An 18,568-nucleotide genomic window follows, 5' to 3' on the forward strand; every position below is an offset into this window, starting at 1 on the left:
TCTCCCCACTGTCGGCGCGAAACGGGAATACGTTAGTCTGAGATGCTGTTGACCCCTTCGTCTGCGCGTCGATTCGGCATCTGCGTGCGACCTCCGCCCACACCCCGGGCCATTCAGACACATCCGAACGGAGCACCGTCTTGTCCAGCGACAGCTCACCCGCACAGGCGCAGACACAGCATAGCGACACCATCGACCCGGCCGGCATGCGAGTCATCTGGCTGCTGCTCGTGGCTGCCTTCGTAGCGATTCTCAATGAGACGACGATGGCCATCGCCATCCCCGAGCTCAACAAGGCCCTCGGCATCCCTCCGGAGCTCGGCCAGTGGCTGACCAGCGCGTTCATGCTCACCATGGCCGTCGTCATTCCGACGACCGGTTTCCTCCTGCAGCGTTTCGCCACCCGCCAGATCTTCTTGGCCGCGATGATCCTGTTCTCTGCGGGCACGCTCATCTGCCTCGTCTCGCAGGGGTTCGTCCTGCTTCTCATCGGACGCATCGTCCAAGCCGCGGGAACCGGCATCATGATGCCGCTGCTGATGACGACGATGATGAACGTCGTCCCGGCACACTCACGGGGTCGGATGATGGGTCGAGTCGGTCTCGTCATCTCTCTGGCCCCGGCCATCGGACCGACGATGTCCGGCATCGTCCTCGATTCGCTCGGCTGGCGCTGGCTCTTCGGAATCATCCTGCCCATCGCGCTCATCGCACTGGCACTCGGCGCGAAGTGGATGACCAACCTCGGCGAGTCGACTCACGCCCCCATCGACATCGTCTCCATCATCCTGTCCGTGTTCGCCTTCGGCGGCATAGTCTACGGCCTCAGCCGGTTCGGCGGCGGCCACGGCGGTGAGGCAGGCGGCGGATCGACGAGCACCCTGGCATGGGCGACGATCGGCGGCGGAGTCGTCTTCCTCGCTCTCTTCGTGTGGCGTCAGCTCGTCCTGCAGAAGGGCGATCGCGCCCTGCTCGACCTGCGCGTGTTCGAGTCGCGCAACTACGTCTTCTCGGTCATCATCATGGCCATCGTCGCACTGTCGATGTTCGGCACCTTCTCTCTGCTGCCCCTGTACCTGCAGAGCGTCGTCGGCCTCGGCGCCACCCAGTCGGGTCTCGTGCTCCTGCCGGGGTCGGTGCTCATGGGCCTGCTCGGCCCTGTGATGGGTCGGATCTATGACGCTCGCGGACCCAAGACGCTGCTCGTTCCCGGCACGATCATGATCGCGTCCTCGATGTTCGCGTACTCGACGGCCGGGGTGGGCACGCCGATCTGGCTGCTCATCATCATCCAGATCGTCATGTCCCTGGGCCTGGCGGGTTCGTTCACTCCGCTCTTCTCCGCGTCACTGGGGTCGTTGGACCGTCACCTGTACTCGCACGGTTCGGCCGCGCTCAACACCCTGCAGCAGGTTGCGGGAGCCGCCGGTACCGCGCTGCTCATCTCGATCTACTCCGCTGCATTGCACGCCGGCCAGGCCGACGGCAAGTCCGTCCCCGAGGCGGGAGCCCCCGGCGGCCACGCCGCGTTCCTGCTGGCGACGGTCATCGCGATCGTCCCCGTCGTCCTCGCGTTCTTCATCCGCAAGCCAGAGGATCAGGAAGACTATCTCGCCGAGGTGGTCGAACCAACCGAGGCCAGCCCCGCCGAATGACGGTCGGCCCATGACAGCGGCCGACTGAGGCACATCGAACCCCTCGTTCCGAAATTCCCGGAACGAGGGGTTCTGTCGTCGGGCGCCTAGGTGAACGGGGGTCCCGACCTTGGTACGGTGGCCTCGTGACCTCCTCTGTGCCCTCAGATCCGACATCCTCGACCGAGATCCAGTCGGACGTGAGGGTCCGCGGTGCCAGGGAACACAACCTGCGCAACGTCGATCTCACCGTGCCTCGGGATGCGCTCGTCGTCTTCACCGGAGTGTCCGGATCGGGCAAGTCCTCCCTGGCCTTCGGGACCCTCTTTGCCGAGTCCCAACGCCGCTACCTCGAATCCGTGGCACCGTATGCCCGCAGGCTCATCGACCAGGCAGGGGTCCCCGACGTCGATTCGATCACCGGAATGCCGCCGGCCGTCGCCCTGCAGCAGCAGCGCGGCGGGCGCAGCGCACGTTCGAGCGTCGGCAGCGTCACCACGGTGTCCAGCCTCGTGCGCATGCTCTACTCACGGGCGGGACAGTACCCGGAGGGGCAGTCGATGCTGTTGGCCGAGGATTTTTCGACGAACACCGTCGAAGGTGCCTGCCCGGAATGCCACGGAATCGGCCGCGTTTACGAGGTGCCCGAGGACCAGATGGTCCCGGATCCGACGCTGACGATCCGGGAGCGCGCCATCGCTGCTTGGCCGACCGCCTGGCACGGTCACCAGCTGCGCGATACCGCCGTGGCCCTCGGCTTCGATGTCGACGTCCCGTGGCAGGACCTGCCGAAGGCCGACCGCGACTGGCTCCTCTACACGGAAGAGACTCCGCACCTTCCCGTCCACTCCCGGCTGACGCTGGACGAGGCGCGCGAAGCGATCGCTGCTGGTGCTGAACCGACCTATTCAGGGACCTTCGTCGGAGCTCGGAAGTACGTGCTCGATACGTTTGCGAACACGAAGAGTGCCGCGATGAAGCGGCGGGTCTCCGAGTTCCTCACCGTTGCGCCCTGCCCGATCTGCCGGGGAAAGAAGCTCAGACCGGAAGCACTGTCGGTGACGATCGCCGGTCTCGATATCGCCGAATTCTCAGCCCTGCCGCTGCATGAACTTATGCAGATCCTCAGCGATGCCGTCGTGGAGTCGAGAACATCCATGGACGCGGGCGATCACGCGCCGTCGTCACCCGGGCGCCAGTCGGCCGCCGAGGATCACTCCTCCGTCGACGATCACCCCTCGGCGGACAAGCTCGCCGCATTCGTCCGCCTCGGCGAGGGTCTCATCGATCGGCTCCGGCCGATCGTCGACCTCGGGCTCGGGTACCTCTCACTTGATCGGACCACACCGACGCTGTCCGGAGGTGAGCTGCAGAGGCTGCGGTTGGCCACCCAGCTGACCTCGGATCTCTTCGGCGTTGTCTATGTGCTCGACGAACCCTCGGCCGGTCTCCACCCGCAGGACGTCGATGCACTCATGGGCATCCTCGACGGACTGAAGGCGCGGGGCAACAGTCTCTTCGTCGTCGAACATTCGGTCGACATCATGCGCCATGCCGACTGGCTCGTCGACATCGGACCCGGAGCCGGCGAACGCGGCGGGCACGTCCTCTACAGCGGCCCCGCTGCCGGTCTTGCCGAGGTCGACGAATCGGTGACCCGCGGCTATGTATTCGGCAACCGCGGACTCGAACCCCACGAACCACGTCAGCCCCACGGGTGGATGCGGCTGGAGAACATCCGCCGCAACAACCTCCACGATGTCAGCCTCGACCTGCCTCTCGGCGCGCTGACCGCTGTGACCGGAGTATCGGGGTCGGGCAAGTCCAGCCTCGTCAGCCAGGCGCTGCCGGCAATCGTCGGCGACCGGTTGGGAACGTCCACCTCCACTGACGACCCCGCTCCCGAGGGCGATGATCTGCTGCTCGTCGACGATACCGAAGAGCTGCGCGGAACCGTCACCGGAGACCTCACGGGATTCCGTCGGGTCGTGAGCATCGACCAGAACCCCATCGGCCGGACGCCCCGGTCCAATGTGGCGACCTACACCGGTCTGTTCGACCATGTCCGCCGCCGCTTCGCCGAAACCCCCGAGGCCCGGGAACGCGGATACAAACCCGGACGGTTCTCCTTCAACGTCTCCGGCGGACGGTGCCCGACCTGCGAAGGAGAAGGCTCCGTCATGGTCGAGCTGCTCTTCCTTCCGTCGGTCTATACCGAGTGCCCGGACTGCCACGGCACCCGCTTCCAGTCGAGCACGCTCGAGATCCTGTGGCGCGGACGCAACATCGTCGAGATCTTAGGGATGAGCGTCGAAGACGCCCACGACTTCTTCACCGGCGAGTTCGACATCATCCGTTCGCTGACTGCGCTCATCGACGTCGGCCTCGGCTATCTGCGTCTCGGCCAGCCCGCCACCGAACTCTCCGGCGGCGAAGCACAGCGGGTCAAGCTCGCGAGCGAACTGCAGCGCTCCGGGCGCGGCGACACCCTCTACGTGCTCGATGAACCCACGTCAGGACTGCACTGCGCCGATGCCGACCGCCTCGTCGCCCACCTGCAGTCACTCGTCGATGCCGGCAACACCGTCGTCATGGTCGAACTCGATATGCGCGTCGTGGCCGTCGCCGATCACGTCATCGAACTCGGCCCAGGTGCCGGTGACGCCGGCGGACGGCTCGTCGCTGCAGGCGCACCCGCTGACGTTGCCGCGGCAGGTGCGGGTCCTTCGGCGAAATACCTCACCGCAGCACTGTCCGAACACGGGTGATCTGAGGCACACGCCCTGATCCCGGCAGGCTGCGAGATCCGCAGAAACATGCCGATCCCGGGACCCGCCAGAATTGTTGGAGACGTCTAAGTCTCAGTTGTCCGTAGACACACCCAATCTGCGGTGGGAAGTCTTGAGACATGCCCACAGCGATTCTTCGCCGCATCGCGATCTGCCTGCTCATCGCCGCACCCGCAGTGGTGCTTCGCGTCACCGGCGTCGAACTCGCCCCGGTCCTCGAGCTCCTCTCCTACGGCGCCGCAATCGTCGCTGCCGCCTTCCTGCTGGCCTGGGCAGCCGAGGCGGCGCAGAAGGACATCTCGGGCGCGCTCGCGATCGCCCTGCTGGCCCTCATCGCTGTCCTCCCCGAGTACGCTGTGGACCTCTACTACGCCTTCCGATCAGGATCCGATCCCGACTATCTGCACTTCGCGGCGGCGAACATGACCGGATCCAACCGACTGCTGCTCGGCTTCGGCTGGCCGCTCGTCGTCATCATCGCCCTCCTCGTCGCCCGTCGCATGGCCAAGCGAACGAAGTCCCCCGTCCAGCACTCCCTGTGCCTCGACTCGGGCAGCCGGATGGACATCGGCTTCCTCGTCATCCTCGGCGTGATCGCCTTTGCCATACCGCTGCTCGACAGTATCCCCATCTGGTTCGGCTCGGCACTCATCCTCATCTTCGCCGCCTACCTCTGGAGGGCCGGACAGTCCGCCGGAGACGAAGAAGAGGAGTTCGTCGGCGCCGCAGCCCTCATCGTCGCCATGCCACAGAAGGTCCGTCGGATCACCGTGATCTTGATGCTCGTCGTCTCCGCTGCGATCATCCTCACCTCAGCCGAACCGTTCGCCGAGGCGCTCGTGGCCTCGGGTGAGAGCCTCGGCCACGACAGCTACTTCCTCGTCCAGTGGTTCGCCCCGTTGGCCTCCGAGGCGCCCGAGTTCATCATCGCCGCGATGTTCGCCCTGCGCGGCATGGGCGGAGCGGCCATCGGCACGCTCATCGCCTCGAAGGTCAACCAATGGAGCCTGCTTGTCGGCTCCCTGCCGATCGCCCACTTCGCCGGTGGCGGCGGCCTCGGGCTGCCCCTGGACGGCCGCCAGATCGAGGAATTCACACTCACGGCCACGCAGACCATCCTCGGCGTTGCCATCATCCTGGCCCTGCGCTTCCACTGGGCACCGGCGCTCGGGCTGGCGGCTCTGTTCGGGGTGCAGTTCTTCGTCACGGACACGTCTGGACGCTGCATCCTCTCCGCGATCCAGGCGGTGCTGGCGATCGTCTTCCTCATCCTCCACCGGGCTGACATCCTCCCCACCCTCGCGGCCCCGTTCCGCAGGCCTCAGGCCGATTTCGGTGGGTCGGACATCACCGAGGCGGCCGAACCCAACCGCGAATCGATCGCCACGGCGTCCTCCGACCCGAATTCGCCCGGTGCCCGCCGCGCGTAGAATGACGATCATGCCGCGCCCCGCTGTCACTCGCATGGTCGAGGACTACGTCACCCTCATCTGGAAAGCCTACGAATGCCCGGGCGGTCGCCCCGCCACCACCGAGATGGCCGAGCAGCTGGGAGTCACCGCCTCGACCGTTTCGGCGAATCTCAAGAAGCTCGCCCGCGACGGCTACATCGACTACGAACCCTACGGACAGATCGTGCTCACGGATGTGGGCCGGCAGATCGCCGTCGAGATCGTCAGGCGCCACCGCATCGTCGAGTCCTACCTCGTCGAGGCTCTGGGCCTGACTTGGGACCAGGTCCACGATGAGGCGGACCGGCTCGAACATGCGGTTTCCGACCTGGTGCTCGAGCGGATGAACGCGGCGCTGGGGAATCCGGAGCGAGACCCGCACGGTGACCCGATCCCCGATGTCGACGGGCATACGGCTGAATTCCCGAGCAGGCGGCTGAGGGAGACCGTCTCGGGCGTCGAGGTCGAAGTCGTGCGCGTCTCCGACCGTTCGCCCGAGCTGCTGCGGTACCTCACCGAACGCGGAATCGTCATCGGTACGAAGCTGCAGGTGAGATCGATCAGCTCGGCCGCCTCGGCGATCGCGGTCAGCATCGGCGACGAGAGCATCGAGCTCGCCCTCGACGCCGCCGACGCGATCCACGTAGGACCCCGACCCAGCTGAGGGCTGGACGACCGCCTGTCAGACGCCTGCAGATCGGCATCAGTGCGGACATCGGGGCGAGAGTCTCCCCGCCTCGTCCGCTTACGACAGATACGACAACTGCGACAGATACGACAACGCCCGGTCGGCTGCGAATGACTTGCAGCAGACCGGGCGTCGACTATTGCGCGGGGCTCAGGCCCGGCAGCGAACAGATCAGGCGTGCACGCGGATGAGGTGTTCGTTGGTGAACGCCTGGAAGGCCCACTGGGCGTTCTCGCGGCCGTAGCCCGAACGGTTGATGCCGCCGAACGGGTACTCCGGTCCCGACTCCATGTGGGAGTTGATCAGCGTCATGCCGGCGTTGATCTTCTTGCCGAACTCCTGACCCTTCTCCAGGTCATCGGTCCACACCGAGCTCATCAGGCCGTATTCGGTGTCATTGGCCAGACGCAGAGCATCCTCTTCGTCCTTGGCCCGGTAGACCATGACGGCGGGTCCGAAGAGCTCGTTGCAGCCGAGGTCCGATTTCGGGTCGATGTCGGAGATCACGGCCGGGGACATGAACCAGCCCGGACGGTCGAGCTTCTTGCCGCCGGTGTGCAGCGTGGCGCCGTCGGACACGGCCTTGTCGATCATCTCGACGATCTCGTTGAGAGCACCCTCGGAGGAGACCGGGCCCATGCCGACCTCGGGGTCGTCGAAGTCCGAGACCTTCGTCGCCTCGGCGGCCTTGACCGCCTCGGCGAGGAATTCGTCGTAGAGATCATCGACGACGATCATGCGCTTGGGCGAGGTGCAGACCTGACCGGCGTTCGCCAGGCGCAGGCCGACGAGCTTCTGTGCCACCGACGCCACGTCCTTCGAGTCGAGGACGACCGCTGGATCGTTGCCGCCGAGTTCGAGGACGGCGCGCTTGTAGTACTTCGCGGCGATCGCAGCCACCGAGGCACCAGCACCCTCCGACCCGGTGAGCGAGAAGCCCTTGACGCGGAAGTCCTTGAGGACCTCCTCGGCGTGGGAGGAGTCGAGGTAGATGTTCTGGTACACGCCCTTCGGCAGACCCGCCTCGGTGAGGAGGTCTTCGAAGTACTGCGAGGACTTCGGGCAGATCGACGCCTGCTTCATCATGATCGAGTTGCCGACCATGAGGTTGGGCAGCACGAAGCGGGCGATCTGGTTGTATGGGAAGTTCCACGGCATGATGCCCAGCAGCACGCCCAGCGGCTGGTGCTCGACATAGCTGCTGGCGGCGCCGGCAGCGGCCAGGTGAGTGGTGGACAGATGAGTGGCGGCGTTGTCGGCCATCCAGCGGGCGGTGCGGGCGACCTTGTCGACCTCGCCGAGTCCCTGCTTCTTGATCTTGCCCATCTCGCGTCCGATGATGTCGGTCATCTCATCGGCGTTCTCATCGACGAGATCGGCGAATTTCCGCAGGATTGCCGCGCGCTCATGCAGCGGCGTCTCCTTCCATGCCAGGTGCGCCTCATGGGCACGATCGATGTAGGCGGGAATCTCATCGACGGGTACGGAGGCGAACTCCTCCTCGACTTCGCCGGTGTTGGCATTGGTGACAGCGAACTTGCTCATGGAACGTCCTTTCACGGGTTGACGATCTGTGCCCTGTAACAAACTACAGTCTCCCGACATTCCGCGACACTTGAGTCCATCCCTGGGATTGGGAATCGGGAATAGGATTCGGGCATGGAGAGAGTGACTGGAATCGGCGGATACTTCCTGCGGGCCTCCGACCCCGAGGCGATGACGACGTGGTACCGAGACGTACTCGGGGTCGACTTCGGCGATCACGGACTGTGGCAGCAGCCGGCGGGACCGACCGTGATCGGGCTCTTCGAAGCCGACACCGACTACTTCGGGACGCGGCCGGAAGGCCAGGATCGGCAGCAGACGATGCTGAATTTCCGTGTCGCCGACCTCGACGCGATGATCGCGCAGCTCCGCGTTGCCGGCGCCGAGGTGGATGACCAGACCCAGCAGATGGACGGAATCGGACGCTTCGGCTGGGTGACCGATCCCGAAGGGAATCGGATCGAGCTGTGGGAGCCGGAAGAACAGGGGTGACCATCGGGTGAGCCCGTCCGTGGACGGATTGAACCGGATGGACGGTCAATTTCGGCAGTCCGTGGTCGCTGCTCTTCGTCGCGGCTGTCGTGGGGGCCGTGGTGTGGGGCATCTTCTCCTGAGCGCAGCCCCGAGGCTCAGGCACCCACATCCTGGAGGTGGTGCTTGACCTCGTGGAGACCGTACCTGGTCAGCGAGGTGATCGTGAACTCGCGACCATCGGCCCGGTATCCCGTGCGATTCCATTCGTCGTTGGCGACGTCGGCGAGCTGCGCCGAATATCCCTGGGCGGCCGAGCGGAGGCCGGCGAACACCTCAGCGGGGTCGGCATGGGCGTAGTCGGATTCGAGGGCGACCGAATCCCCGTCGAAGTTCGGCAGGGTGGGCCCCTCCTCGGCGATCATCAGCTGGGTGCGCTCGCGGAAGAGGTCGAGGACGTCGCGCATATGTGCCCCGTATTCGAGCGCCGACCACCGATGCGGATCCGCGCGCTGGCCGGCATCGGCGCGACTGAGCACCGCCTCCCATGACTGGGCGGCGGAGAGGATATCATCCGGGGCGGTGCTGACGTCCTCGACTCCGGTGAAGCCGCATTCGGCGCACCCGCCGTCGATGACCTCGGCCCAGTCACGCGTATCCGGGGTGATCTCGTCCATGGTCGTGTCCTTCCCTGAAGCTTGGATTCCCACCGGCGCCGAGGTGGCTCCCACCTCGGCGCGGTGTCATCCACCGTTGATGATCGTCGCGAGCACCGTGGCCTGGCTGATGTCATCGCGCTTCGCGGCCGTGAGCAGGGTCAGCCTGCCCTTCTTCGCGTATCCCCGCAGGCTCTCGAGCGCCTCGGCGGGTTCCTCGGCTTTGAGCTCCTCTCGGTATCGACGTGAGAATTCCTCGAACTTCTCCGGGTCGTGGGAGTACCACTTGCGCAGTTCGGTCGATGGGGCGACGGCCTTCGCCCAGTCGTCGAGCTCGGCTTTGTCCTTGCTGACTCCGCGCGGCCAGACCCGGTCGACGAGGACGCGGGTGCCGTCGGAGTTCTCCGGGTCATCGTAGATGCGGCGGACCCGGGCGTTCTTCTGTGCGGCCATCAGTGACCTCCGTTCTGTGGTCGTCTTCAGTCTATGACGCGTCTCCGGCGATGCAAGGAGCGGACAGAAGCGCAGGTCAGCACCGGTGAGAAGAAGCAAGTTCGACGGTCATTCCATGTTCGCGCTCGAAGCGTATACTGGTGAGCCAAGCGCCGTTGTGATGATGCAGGGCACGTCGACGGCGAACTCACTTCGCGAGGAGATGATGCAGTGACGGTCATGACCGAGGCCTTTCCGAACGGAAAGACGCCGCAGCATGTGCTGGGTCCGCCGGCTCCGGCCGCCGTGTTCCTCGTCCTCACCGTGAGATCCGGCGCCGAGGCGGAGGCCAAGGACTTCCTCGGCGACATTGCGGGGGTGGTCAGGTCCGTGGGCTTTCGCGCTCGCGAGGATCACCTCAGCTGCGTGACCGGCATCGGCGCCGAGCTCTGGGACCGGATGTTCGACGCCCCGCGCCCGGCCGGGCTGCACCCCTTCATCGAACAGCGCGGAGACGTCCACACCGCGCCGTCGACCCCCGGTGATCTGCTCTTCCACATCCGGGCCCGGCGGATGGACCTCTGCTTCGAACTCGCCCGCCAGCTCGTCGGCGAACTCGGTGACGCCGTGTCCGTCGTCGACGAGGTGCATGGTTTCCGCTACTTCGACGAACGCGACATCATGGGCTTCGTCGACGGCACCGAGAACCCCGAGGATCAGGAGGCCGTGGACTCGGTGTTCACGCCGACCGGTGGAGATGACCCGGCGAGCAGCACCTATGTGATCGTGCAGAAGTATACCCACGACATGGCCGCATGGGAGGCGCTGAGCGTCGAGGACCAGGAGGCGGCCTTCGGTCGGCACAAACTCTCCGATATGGAGTTCCCCGACGAGGACAAGGCGCCGAACTCCCATCTCATCCTCAACACGATCGAGGACGAAGACGGGACCGAGCACAAGATTGTGCGTGACAATATGGTCTTCGGATCGGTCGAGTCCGGCGAGTTCGGGACCTACTTCATCGGCTACGCCGCCGACGTCAGCGTGACCGAACAGATGCTCGAGAACATGTTCATCGGCAACCCCCGCGGCACCTACGATCGGATCCTCGACTTCTCGACCGCGCAGACCGGCGGCCTCTTCTTCGTCCCCTCCCAGGATTTCCTCGACGATCCCGACGGAGAGCTCGCCGCCGCCGAGCCATCCGATGCGCAGAACGACGACCCGGCCTCCGCCTCGGCGAGGATCGAGGAAACAGACCCACCCAATCCCGCATCAGCCGACGACCCCGCACCGGCCGACGACAGCCTCGGCATCGGCAGCCTGAGAAGGAGAGACCAGTGAATAACCTCTATCGCGAGCTTGCCCCCATCCCCGGCCCGGCCTGGGCGGAGATCGAGGAGGAGGCTCGACGGACATTCAAACGCAATATCGCCGGCCGCCGGATCGTCGATGTCGCAGGGCCCACGGGCTTCGAGACCTCCGCGGTGACCACTGGCCACATCCGAGACGTCCAGTCGGAGACGAGCGGACTGCAGGTTAAGCAGCGCATCGTGCAGGAATACATCGAGCTGCGGACCCCATTCACCGTGACTCGGCAGGCCATCGATGACGTGGCCCGCGGGTCCGGTGACTCGGACTGGCAGCCCGTCAAGGATGCGGCCACGACGATCGCGATGGCTGAAGATCGGGCCATTCTCCACGGGCTCGATGCGGCCGGGATCGGCGGAATCGTTCCCGGCAGCTCGAATGCCGCAGTGGCCATCCCCGACGCCGTCGAGGACTTCGCGGACGCCGTCGCCCAGGCGCTGAGTGTGCTGCGCACGGTGGGAGTCGACGGGCCCTACAGCCTGTTGCTCTCCTCCGCGGAGTACACCAAGGTCTCCGAGTCCACCGACCACGGCTACCCGATCCGCGAGCACCTCTCCCGGCAGCTCGGCGCCGGAGAGATCATCTGGGCGCCCGCGCTCGAAGGGGCGCTGCTCGTCTCCACGCGCGGGGGTGACTACGAGCTCCACCTCGGCCAGGACCTGTCGATCGGTTACTACAGCCACGACAGCGAGACCGTCGAACTCTATCTGCAGGAGACCTTCGGATTCCTCGCGCTGACCGACGAATCCAGTGTGCCTTTGAGCCTCTGATGAGCGGCTGATGAGCGTCTGAGGTGGGGCGGGCAGGTCTTGCCCAATGGCAAAAGGTGCGTAAGTGACCCGGAGACGGTCGTGTGACCGCGGCCGGGCGCTCGCCCATGCCACAATGACCGCATGGGACGATTTGGACGCCGCGGATTCTTTGCCGCCTCAATCGGAGTCGCGGGCATCGCCCTCTCCGGATGCTTTCGGCAGGCCCAGACCGACCCGGCCGCGGTCGCCGATGCCCTCCGTTCCGCGGTCACAGCCATGCCGGAGCATCTGGACGGCGAGGTGCAGTTCCAGGACAGCTTCTCCGCCGGGACCACGATCGGCGGGGTGCTCACGCTCGCCGGCAGCAGCTCCTACGAGGTGGCTGACTCCCTGCATGCGGTCCTGGAGACGATCATCCGAACCTATGTGGACCAGCCCGGAACGGACACGGCGTTCGTCCGGGTCGAAGGGCATCCGAGCGGCGATGCCGCGACACGTGTCCTTGCCGCCGACATCATTCCCGCGGCGAGCGGTGCCAATGTCACCACCGACGACCTCGCCGAGTTCTACGGCATCTGAGTGCGCCGTTGCGTGGCCTCGGTCCGTCTGGCTCTCGGATCGACGGACCGTCTGGCCGGCGGCGTGAGCGGATGCACTGGGACCCGGATGCAGAGGCTGATGGCAATCAATCGCGGCAATTCCCCGTCCAGGGGGTCGAAGCGGTGTAAGAATGGAGCGTGCACGAGCGCCACACTTGTGTCGGTCAACAGGGTCGACGCGCTCACCATGACAGGACGACGATGCCCGAATCCCCCGCCACCCGACCCCGCACCGCCGAAGGAGCCGAGATCGGCGCCCTGATCGGAGGGGCATTCGGACTGCTGTTCCTCATCATCAACAGCTCATCGTTCTCCTCGCTGGGCCGGACGCTGGTCATGGCCACGGGAATCATCGCCTTCGGAACCATTGCGGTCGTCGCGGTGCGGTCCCTCGTGCGTCTCCGGGCCGAACGCAGGCAGACGATGTCAGCGGAGGATCGTGAACCCGGGCGCCGCCGCGAGCCGCCGTTCGGCCGAGCGTATTGGATCATCGTCCTCATCGAGGCGATCGCACTCTTCGCCGGGGCCCGGGTGCTCTCGAGCCTCGGCCACCCCGAACTCGGAGTGGCATGGGTGGCCGTGGTCGTCGGCACTCATTTCTACGCGCTCGGCCGCGTGTTCGGGCTCGACCGCTTCCATGTGCTCGCCACCGTCGTCACCCTCTGCGGAATCGGCGGGTTCATCGCCTTCTTCGCGGCGGCTCCGGCGTTCATCCCCGTCATCAGCGGCGTCATCTCGGGCTTCGTGCTGCTCGCCTTCGCCATATGGGCCCTTATCCCGGCCGAACGGTAGAGTCCGGCACGCATCGAGTTTCGTTCGGTTCGTCATCGGGTTTTGATCCAGTCATCGAGTTTTCTCTCGATGACTGGATCAAAACCCGATGACTGCGCACGAAGTGGCTGGCCCGGGCGGACCCTCACGTCGCTTCGCGTGCGCTCGTGGCCACCCGGCGGGCGCCCGGCAGGTGGGGGCGCCGGATCAGTCCTCGGCAGGAGCCTCGGGGACGCCGGATCCGTCCTTCTTCAGCGGCTGCACGCGCGGGGGTGGGAACTCCGGTGCCTGAGCGGCGGGACGGTCCTCCAGGCCGGCGAACACCTCGGCGATGGCGCGATCGAGCTGCGGATCGTCGGCGGCGAAGAGCTGACCGGGATCGTGCTCGACCTCGATATCGGGTTCGACGCCGTAGTTCTCCACGTCCCAGCCCTTGCCCTCGATCCAGAAGGAGTAGCGCGGCTGGGTCACACCGGTGCCGTCGACGAGGTCGTAGCGACCGTCGATGCCGACGACTCCGCCCCACGTGCGCACACCGACGACCGGGCCGATGCCCCTGGCCTGCACCCGCGCGTTGATGATGTCGCCGTCGGATCCGGAGAACTCATTGGCCACGAAGACGACGGGGCCGCGCGGAGCATCCTCGGGGTCCCGGTCCATCTGGTCATAGCTGCGAGCCGCACCCCAGGCAACCACTTGGTCGGCGAAGCGTTCGGCCACGAGCGCGCTCGTGTGCCCGCCGCGGTTGAAACGCACATCGGCGATGACACCCTCGCAGCCCATGGCCTGTCGCAGATCCCGGTGAAGCTGCGCCCAACCGTAGGAGGTCATGTCCGGGACATGGACGTAGCCGATGCGGCCGCCGGACTTCTCGGCCACATACTCCCGGCGCGAACGCACCCAGTCCTGATAACGCAGCTTCTCCTCACCGGCCAGTGGGATGACCGCAACTGTGCGGTCCTTGCGTCCGCGGCGCAGAGTGAGCTCGACGATCGTGTCCGCGGCCCCCTGCAGATGAGCGGCCGGACCGGCCGCCTCGTCGACGGGCTGACCATTGACAGCCACGATGACATCGCCGGGCTGCGCTCCCACACCGGCCTGGCGCAGCGGTGACCTTGCCTCCGGTTCACTGCTCTCACCGGGAAGGATGCGAGAGATCGTCCACCCCTCAACGCGCCGCTCAAGATCCGCACCGAGGAATCCGAGCTTCTTCGACGCATCGCCCAGTCCCGACGGCGGGCTGACATAGGCGTGCGAGGTGTTGAGCTCACCCACGGTCTCCCACAGCACGTCCACGAGATCGTCGTGAGTCAGCGCCTTCGCGGCCACGGCACGCCAGCGCAGGGTCACCGACTCCCAATCGACGCCGTTCATGTCCTCGCGCCAATAGTGGTCGCGCATGATCCGCGAGTTCTCCTCGAACATCTGCAGCCACTCGGCCCGACGGTCGAGCTCGAACCGCAGACGCGAGACGTCGACGGAGACGAACTCATCATCGTCGGCCTCGACCTTCCGGTTCGCAGGCACCACGCTGATCGCATCGTCGCTGCGCACGACGAGCAGCTTGCCGTCTCCTGAGATCGCATACTCGTCGGCCTTGTCGACGACGGTGGTGATCTTCCGCTTGGCGAAGTCGAAGTACTGGACCACCTCGGCGGGTTTGTCACCGGTATCTCCGGCCCTCTGTGTGCCGAGCTCACCGGCCTCGACGTCGCCGGTGCGCAGCCAGACGAGACCTCCCTCGGCGGATTCGAGATCCCGGAAGACCCCCGAGGCGACGGGGAACGGCACGATGCGCTCCTCCGCGCCCTCGAGTTCGACCTCGACGGTGGCGGCCGGTTTGTCCCCGCGACCGCGATCGGACTTGGCCTCCTCGGTGACCTCGCTGATCGCCCACCCGCCGGCGCTCGGTCCGAACGGTGCGGGCTCATCGGCGGCCAAGGGCAGCAGCCACGGTCGGGTGACGCCGTTGAACGACAGATCGAAGGAATGCTGGTTGTACGAGGGATCGAAGGTGCGATCGGAGAGGAACGCGACGAACTTTCCATCACGGGTGAACGTCGGTGAGAAGTCGTTGAACTTGCCCGTCGTCAGCGGCTGGGCCTGACGATCCGACTTCACCTCGGCGATCATCAGCTGCGCGAGCAGCTCCTCACCCTGCGTCGGCTGCGACCAAATAAGGTACTTCCCATCGGGTGAGAACCGCGGATCCCGCGCCTCGCCATGTCCCGAATGCCCGACCAGCCGCGTCCGCCCGTTGCCCACCTCGACGGTCCGAATCGACCCGTCGTGGGAGATCGTGGCGAGCATCTTCCCCGCCGGATCCGCCTGCAGGTGCAGGACCCGTCCCAGGGCCCCGGCCCCGATCCGCCGAGGCGGCCTGTCCCCGGTCACGGACGCGACCTCGATCGCGTCCTCCCCTTCGACATCCGTGATGTATGCGGCGTAACCCGTGTCCCCGAGGACGAGGGGTTCGCGGGTGCGGATCGACGAATCCGCGCACAGTGCCCGGGCCGGACCTTCGCGGTGGGCGAGCCAGAAGGTCTTGCCGCGCCATTCCACGACCGAGGCATTGCCTGCCTGGTCAGGGCTGATGCTGTTGAGCCCGGTCTTCGGATCGAGGCTCAGCGGCTGCACCTGAGTGCCCGGCAGAGTCACTGCGAGGGTGCGGACGGCCGCATCGAGGCTATCGAGGATCTTGATCTGCCCACGGGAGTGCCAGACGATGCGGGTGCCGTCGGTCGTGGCGTCACGGACATAGCCGTCGGCCTCGGTCTGGTGAGTGAGCTGGCGCGGTTCGATCGCGGCGTCCGGGTTCGTCGAGGCGGCCCCACCCACATTCGCCGAGGTGGCCAGACCGTCGATGATCCACAGGTTCGCCTGCTCATCGGCATGGTGAGGGAAGGTCGCGGCCCGGTCCGAGGCGAAGACGAGCGAATCGCCGACCCACAGCGGATCCGTCAGCGAGGCCTCGTCCTCGCGCAGCAGGCGCTGCCACCGGGCCCCGGACCCATCGCCGATGCCGTCGGCATTCGAGCCTCCGACCCGATCGAGCCACAGCCTCGGCGCGGTGCCTCCGCGGTAGCGCTTCCAGTGTGCCGGCGGACGGGAGAACGGGGTCGACAGCGCCGTCACTCCCGTATGGTGCCGGGCCAGACCCGAAGCGCGACCGAACGACAGCCGATCGACGTCACCGTTCAGGCTCACTGACTTCACGACATGGTTGCGGACCTCGAACTCCCCGGCATTCGCACCGACGAGGACATGGGTCACATCGGCCCAGCCGAGCATCGTCAACGCCGTCGAACCCATCCAGGTCAGCCGGCGCAGGGACCCGGTGGCCACCTCGGCGACCATGAGCTCCGGCTGGCCGGTGCGGAAGGACACGAACGCGACATGCGCTCCGTCGGGCGAGATCCTCGGTGATCGGACCGGCGCATGATCGGAGGTCAGGCGCCAGGCGCGGCCGCCGGCGGAGGGCACGAGCCAGACATCGTCGTCGGCGGTGAAGGTGATGAGATCGGACTGGATATGGGGATAGCGAAGATAAGTCACGTGACCCACATTACAAGCTCGACTGTGCGGCGACCGAGGGCCGGAACCGATGTCCAGGCAACTTGCACCCGGCAATAGAATGGCCATATGCCATCTCTGACTTCTGTGCTCACGGACCGTTTCGCCGCCGCCCTCATCCAGGCCTTCGGTGAGGACTTCGCCAGGCGCGATCCCGTCATCCGCAGCAGCCAGTTTGCAGACTTCCAGGCCAATGTGGCCCTGCCGCTGGCCAAGGAACTGAAGTCGAAGCCGCGCGATATCGCCGCGCAGATCGTCGAGAATCTCGACCTCGAGGGCGTCTGCGAGACCCCGGAGATCTCGGGACCCGGGTTCATCAACCTCACGTTCACCCCCGAATTCCTCGCCTCCACCCTGACCGCAGGCGGAGTCGCCGCCGCCCCGGAGAACACCGATCCGCAGACCATCGCCATCGACTATTCGGCCCCGAATGTGGCCAAGGAGATGCACGTCGGCCACCTGCGCACCACCGTCGTCGGTGACGCCCTGGCCCGCACCCACGAATTCCTCGGCAACACGGTCATCCGCCAGAACCACATCGGCGACTGGGGCACACCGTTCGGCATGCTCATCGAGCACCTCCTCGACGTCGGCGTCGACTCGGCCGAGGCCTCCGAGGTGTCCGAGAACCCGAACGCCTTCTACCAGGCTGCCCGGGCGAAGTTCGACTCCGACGAGGCCTTCGCCACGCGTTCGCGGGCCCGCGTCGTCAAGCTCCAGGGCGGCGACGAAGAGACCCTGGGTCTGTGGACGACGCTCGTCGGCTACTCCCGCGAATACTTCAACCGCATCTACTCGCTCCTCGACGTCACCCTCACCGACGACGACCTCGCCGGCGAGTCCACTTACAACGACGTGCTGGCCGAGGTCTGCGACGAGCTCGAAGCCAAAGGCCTGGCGACGATCTCCGATGGTGCGCTGTGCGTGTTCCCCGAAGGCTTCACCGGCCGTGAGGGCGAACCCCTGCCGCTCATCATCCGCAAATCCGACGGCGGCTACGGCTACGCCACGACGGACCTCGCCGCCGTGCGCAACCGGGCGGTCAACCTCGGTGTGAACCGTGCCCTCTACGTCGTCGGCACCCCGCAGGCCATGCACTTCGACATGGTCTTCACCGTCGCCCGCGCAGCCGGCTGGCTGCCGGAGACCTTCAGTCCCGAACACGTGAAGATCGGCAATGTGCTCGGTTCCGACGGCAAGATCCTGCGCACCCGCTCCGGCGCCCCGTTGCGCCTGGCCGAGCTCCTCGAAGAGGCCGTGACCCGGGCGAAGGCGACACTGGCGGAGTCGAGTGTGGACTTCGAGCCTGCGGAAGCCGACGAGGTCGCCCGCATCGTCGGCATCGGTGCGGTGAAGTACGCCGATCTGTCCGTCGCGCACGACACCTCCTACACCTTCGATCTCGATCGGATGCTCGCCCCCATCGGCAACACCGCCCCGTACCTCCAGTACGCCGGCGCCCGCATCCGCTCCATCGGCCGCAAATCCGAAGCCGAAGGCGTCGACGCCTCCCAGGTCGCGAACGCCGCGATCAGCCTCGGCGAGGCTGCCGAACGCGAGCTCGCGCTGTCGATCCTCGGCTTCGCCGATGTGGTCACCGAGGTGGCCGCCGGGTCGACGCCCCACCGACTGTGCACCTACCTGTTCGATCTCGCCCAGGCATTCACCTCGTTCTACGAGCAGTGCCCGGTGCTCATCGCCGAGACCCCTGAGCTGCGCGACTCCCGCCTGCGGCTCTCGGCGATCGTGCTCGAGGTCCTCCAGGCCGGTCTCGGGGTGCTCGGCATCCGCGTGCCCGAGCGGATGTGAGTTCGCCTCAGCGGCCGACCGCAAAGA

At 66.2% G+C, this 18,568-nt stretch carries 14 protein-coding genes; 10 read left to right on the forward strand and 4 right to left on the reverse strand.

The annotated features are described in order from the left end of the window. Positions 1–206 precede the first annotated feature (206 nt). The 4 genes from CXR29_RS00055 (at position 207) to CXR29_RS00070 (ending at position 6,538) form a co-directional block, all read left to right on the forward strand. Positions 207–1,655, forward strand: a complete 1,449-nt coding sequence (locus CXR29_RS00055; RefSeq protein ID WP_127365206.1) for an MDR family MFS transporter — start codon at positions 207–209, stop codon at positions 1,653–1,655. A gap of 404 nt (positions 1,656–2,059) precedes the next feature. Further along, positions 2,060–4,402, forward strand: coding sequence for an excinuclease ABC subunit UvrA (locus CXR29_RS00060; protein ID WP_241241692.1), 2,343 nt, complete (start codon positions 2,060–2,062; stop codon positions 4,400–4,402). 140 nt (positions 4,403–4,542) lie between these two features. Next, on the forward strand, positions 4,543–5,853 hold the full coding sequence (locus CXR29_RS00065) for a sodium:proton exchanger (protein ID WP_127363513.1): 1,311 nt from the start codon (positions 4,543–4,545) through the stop codon (positions 5,851–5,853). Positions 5,854–5,863: 10 nt separating this feature from the next. Further along, positions 5,864–6,538, forward strand: coding sequence for a metal-dependent transcriptional regulator (locus CXR29_RS00070; RefSeq protein ID WP_127363514.1), 675 nt, complete (start codon positions 5,864–5,866; stop codon positions 6,536–6,538). A gap of 195 nt (positions 6,539–6,733) precedes the next feature. Here the strand turns inward: CXR29_RS00070 and CXR29_RS00075 are convergent, their stop codons facing one another. Beyond that, positions 6,734–8,107 (reverse strand): aldehyde dehydrogenase family protein, encoded by a 1,374-nt coding sequence (locus tag CXR29_RS00075; protein ID WP_101555102.1) that lies wholly within the window; start codon positions 8,105–8,107, stop codon positions 6,734–6,736. 114 nt (positions 8,108–8,221) lie between these two features. Here CXR29_RS00075 and CXR29_RS00080 point away from each other — a divergent pair, with 114 nt between their 5' ends. Next, positions 8,222–8,599, forward strand: a complete 378-nt coding sequence (locus CXR29_RS00080) for a VOC family protein (RefSeq protein WP_101555101.1) — start codon at positions 8,222–8,224, stop codon at positions 8,597–8,599. Between the two features lie 137 nt (positions 8,600–8,736). On the opposite strand, the gene CXR29_RS00085 is transcribed toward CXR29_RS00080, so the two are convergent. Next, positions 8,737–9,255 carry a DinB family protein gene (locus CXR29_RS00085; RefSeq protein WP_127363515.1) on the reverse strand — a complete coding sequence of 173 codons (519 nt, stop codon included), beginning with the start codon at positions 9,253–9,255 and terminating at the stop codon, positions 8,737–8,739. A gap of 66 nt (positions 9,256–9,321) precedes the next feature. After that, positions 9,322–9,687, reverse strand: coding sequence for a DUF488 domain-containing protein (locus CXR29_RS00090; RefSeq protein WP_101555099.1), 366 nt, complete (start codon positions 9,685–9,687; stop codon positions 9,322–9,324). Between the two features lie 219 nt (positions 9,688–9,906). Here CXR29_RS00090 and CXR29_RS00095 point away from each other — a divergent pair, with 219 nt between their 5' ends. The 4 genes from CXR29_RS00095 to CXR29_RS00110 all read left to right on the forward strand — a co-directional run bounded on the left by CXR29_RS00095 (position 9,907) and on the right by CXR29_RS00110 (position 13,180). Further along, entirely contained in the window at positions 9,907–11,010 is a 1,104-nt protein-coding gene (locus CXR29_RS00095; RefSeq protein WP_127363516.1) for a Dyp-type peroxidase, read from the forward strand. Then, entirely contained in the window at positions 11,007–11,807 is an 801-nt protein-coding gene (locus tag CXR29_RS00100) for a family 1 encapsulin nanocompartment shell protein (protein WP_101555098.1), read from the forward strand. The genes CXR29_RS00095 and CXR29_RS00100 overlap by 4 nt, the downstream gene beginning before the upstream one ends. Positions 11,808–11,930: 123 nt before the next feature. After that, positions 11,931–12,368, forward strand: coding sequence for a hypothetical protein (locus CXR29_RS00105; protein ID WP_241241516.1), 438 nt, complete (start codon positions 11,931–11,933; stop codon positions 12,366–12,368). 221 nt (positions 12,369–12,589) lie between these two features. Continuing rightward, complete coding sequence (locus CXR29_RS00110; RefSeq protein WP_101593904.1) at positions 12,590–13,180, forward strand: hypothetical protein; 591 nt, start codon at positions 12,590–12,592, stop codon at positions 13,178–13,180. 186 nt (positions 13,181–13,366) lie between these two features. On the opposite strand, the gene CXR29_RS00115 is transcribed toward CXR29_RS00110, so the two are convergent. Next, positions 13,367–16,714, reverse strand: a complete 3,348-nt coding sequence (locus tag CXR29_RS00115) for a S41 family peptidase (protein ID WP_241241517.1) — start codon at positions 16,712–16,714, stop codon at positions 13,367–13,369. A gap of 87 nt (positions 16,715–16,801) precedes the next feature. On the opposite strand from CXR29_RS00115, the gene argS reads away from it, so the two are divergent. Beyond that, complete coding sequence (gene argS / locus CXR29_RS00120; protein ID WP_127363518.1) at positions 16,802–18,541, forward strand: arginine--tRNA ligase; 1,740 nt, start codon at positions 16,802–16,804, stop codon at positions 18,539–18,541. Positions 18,542–18,568: the final 27 nt, after the last annotated feature.

This window comes from Brevibacterium linens (assembly GCF_003999335.1).
GTDB classification, from domain to species: domain Bacteria; phylum Actinomycetota; class Actinomycetes; order Actinomycetales; family Brevibacteriaceae; genus Brevibacterium; species Brevibacterium linens.

Excerpts from the sequence above, each read along its gene's own strand:
- CXR29_RS00055 (WP_127365206.1), top strand. The coding sequence starts at position 207 with ATGCGAGTCATCTGGCTGCTGCTCGTGGCTGCCTTCGTAGCGATTCTC.
- CXR29_RS00060 (WP_241241692.1), top strand. The coding sequence starts at position 2,060 with ATGCCGCCGGCCGTCGCCCTGCAGCAGCAGCGCGGCGGGCGCAGCGCA.
- CXR29_RS00065 (WP_127363513.1), top strand. The coding sequence starts at position 4,543 with ATGCCCACAGCGATTCTTCGCCGCATCGCGATCTGCCTGCTCATCGCC.
- CXR29_RS00070 (WP_127363514.1), top strand. The coding sequence starts at position 5,864 with ATGCCGCGCCCCGCTGTCACTCGCATGGTCGAGGACTACGTCACCCTC.
- CXR29_RS00075 (WP_101555102.1), bottom strand. The coding sequence starts at position 8,107 with ATGAGCAAGTTCGCTGTCACCAATGCCAACACCGGCGAAGTCGAGGAG.
- CXR29_RS00080 (WP_101555101.1), top strand. The coding sequence starts at position 8,222 with ATGGAGAGAGTGACTGGAATCGGCGGATACTTCCTGCGGGCCTCCGAC.
- CXR29_RS00085 (WP_127363515.1), bottom strand. The coding sequence starts at position 9,255 with ATGGACGAGATCACCCCGGATACGCGTGACTGGGCCGAGGTCATCGAC.
- CXR29_RS00090 (WP_101555099.1), bottom strand. The coding sequence starts at position 9,687 with ATGGCCGCACAGAAGAACGCCCGGGTCCGCCGCATCTACGATGACCCG.
- CXR29_RS00095 (WP_127363516.1), top strand. The coding sequence starts at position 9,907 with ATGACCGAGGCCTTTCCGAACGGAAAGACGCCGCAGCATGTGCTGGGT.
- CXR29_RS00105 (WP_241241516.1), top strand. The coding sequence starts at position 11,931 with ATGGGACGATTTGGACGCCGCGGATTCTTTGCCGCCTCAATCGGAGTC.
- CXR29_RS00110 (WP_101593904.1), top strand. The coding sequence starts at position 12,590 with ATGCCCGAATCCCCCGCCACCCGACCCCGCACCGCCGAAGGAGCCGAG.
- argS (WP_127363518.1), top strand. The coding sequence starts at position 16,802 with ATGCCATCTCTGACTTCTGTGCTCACGGACCGTTTCGCCGCCGCCCTC.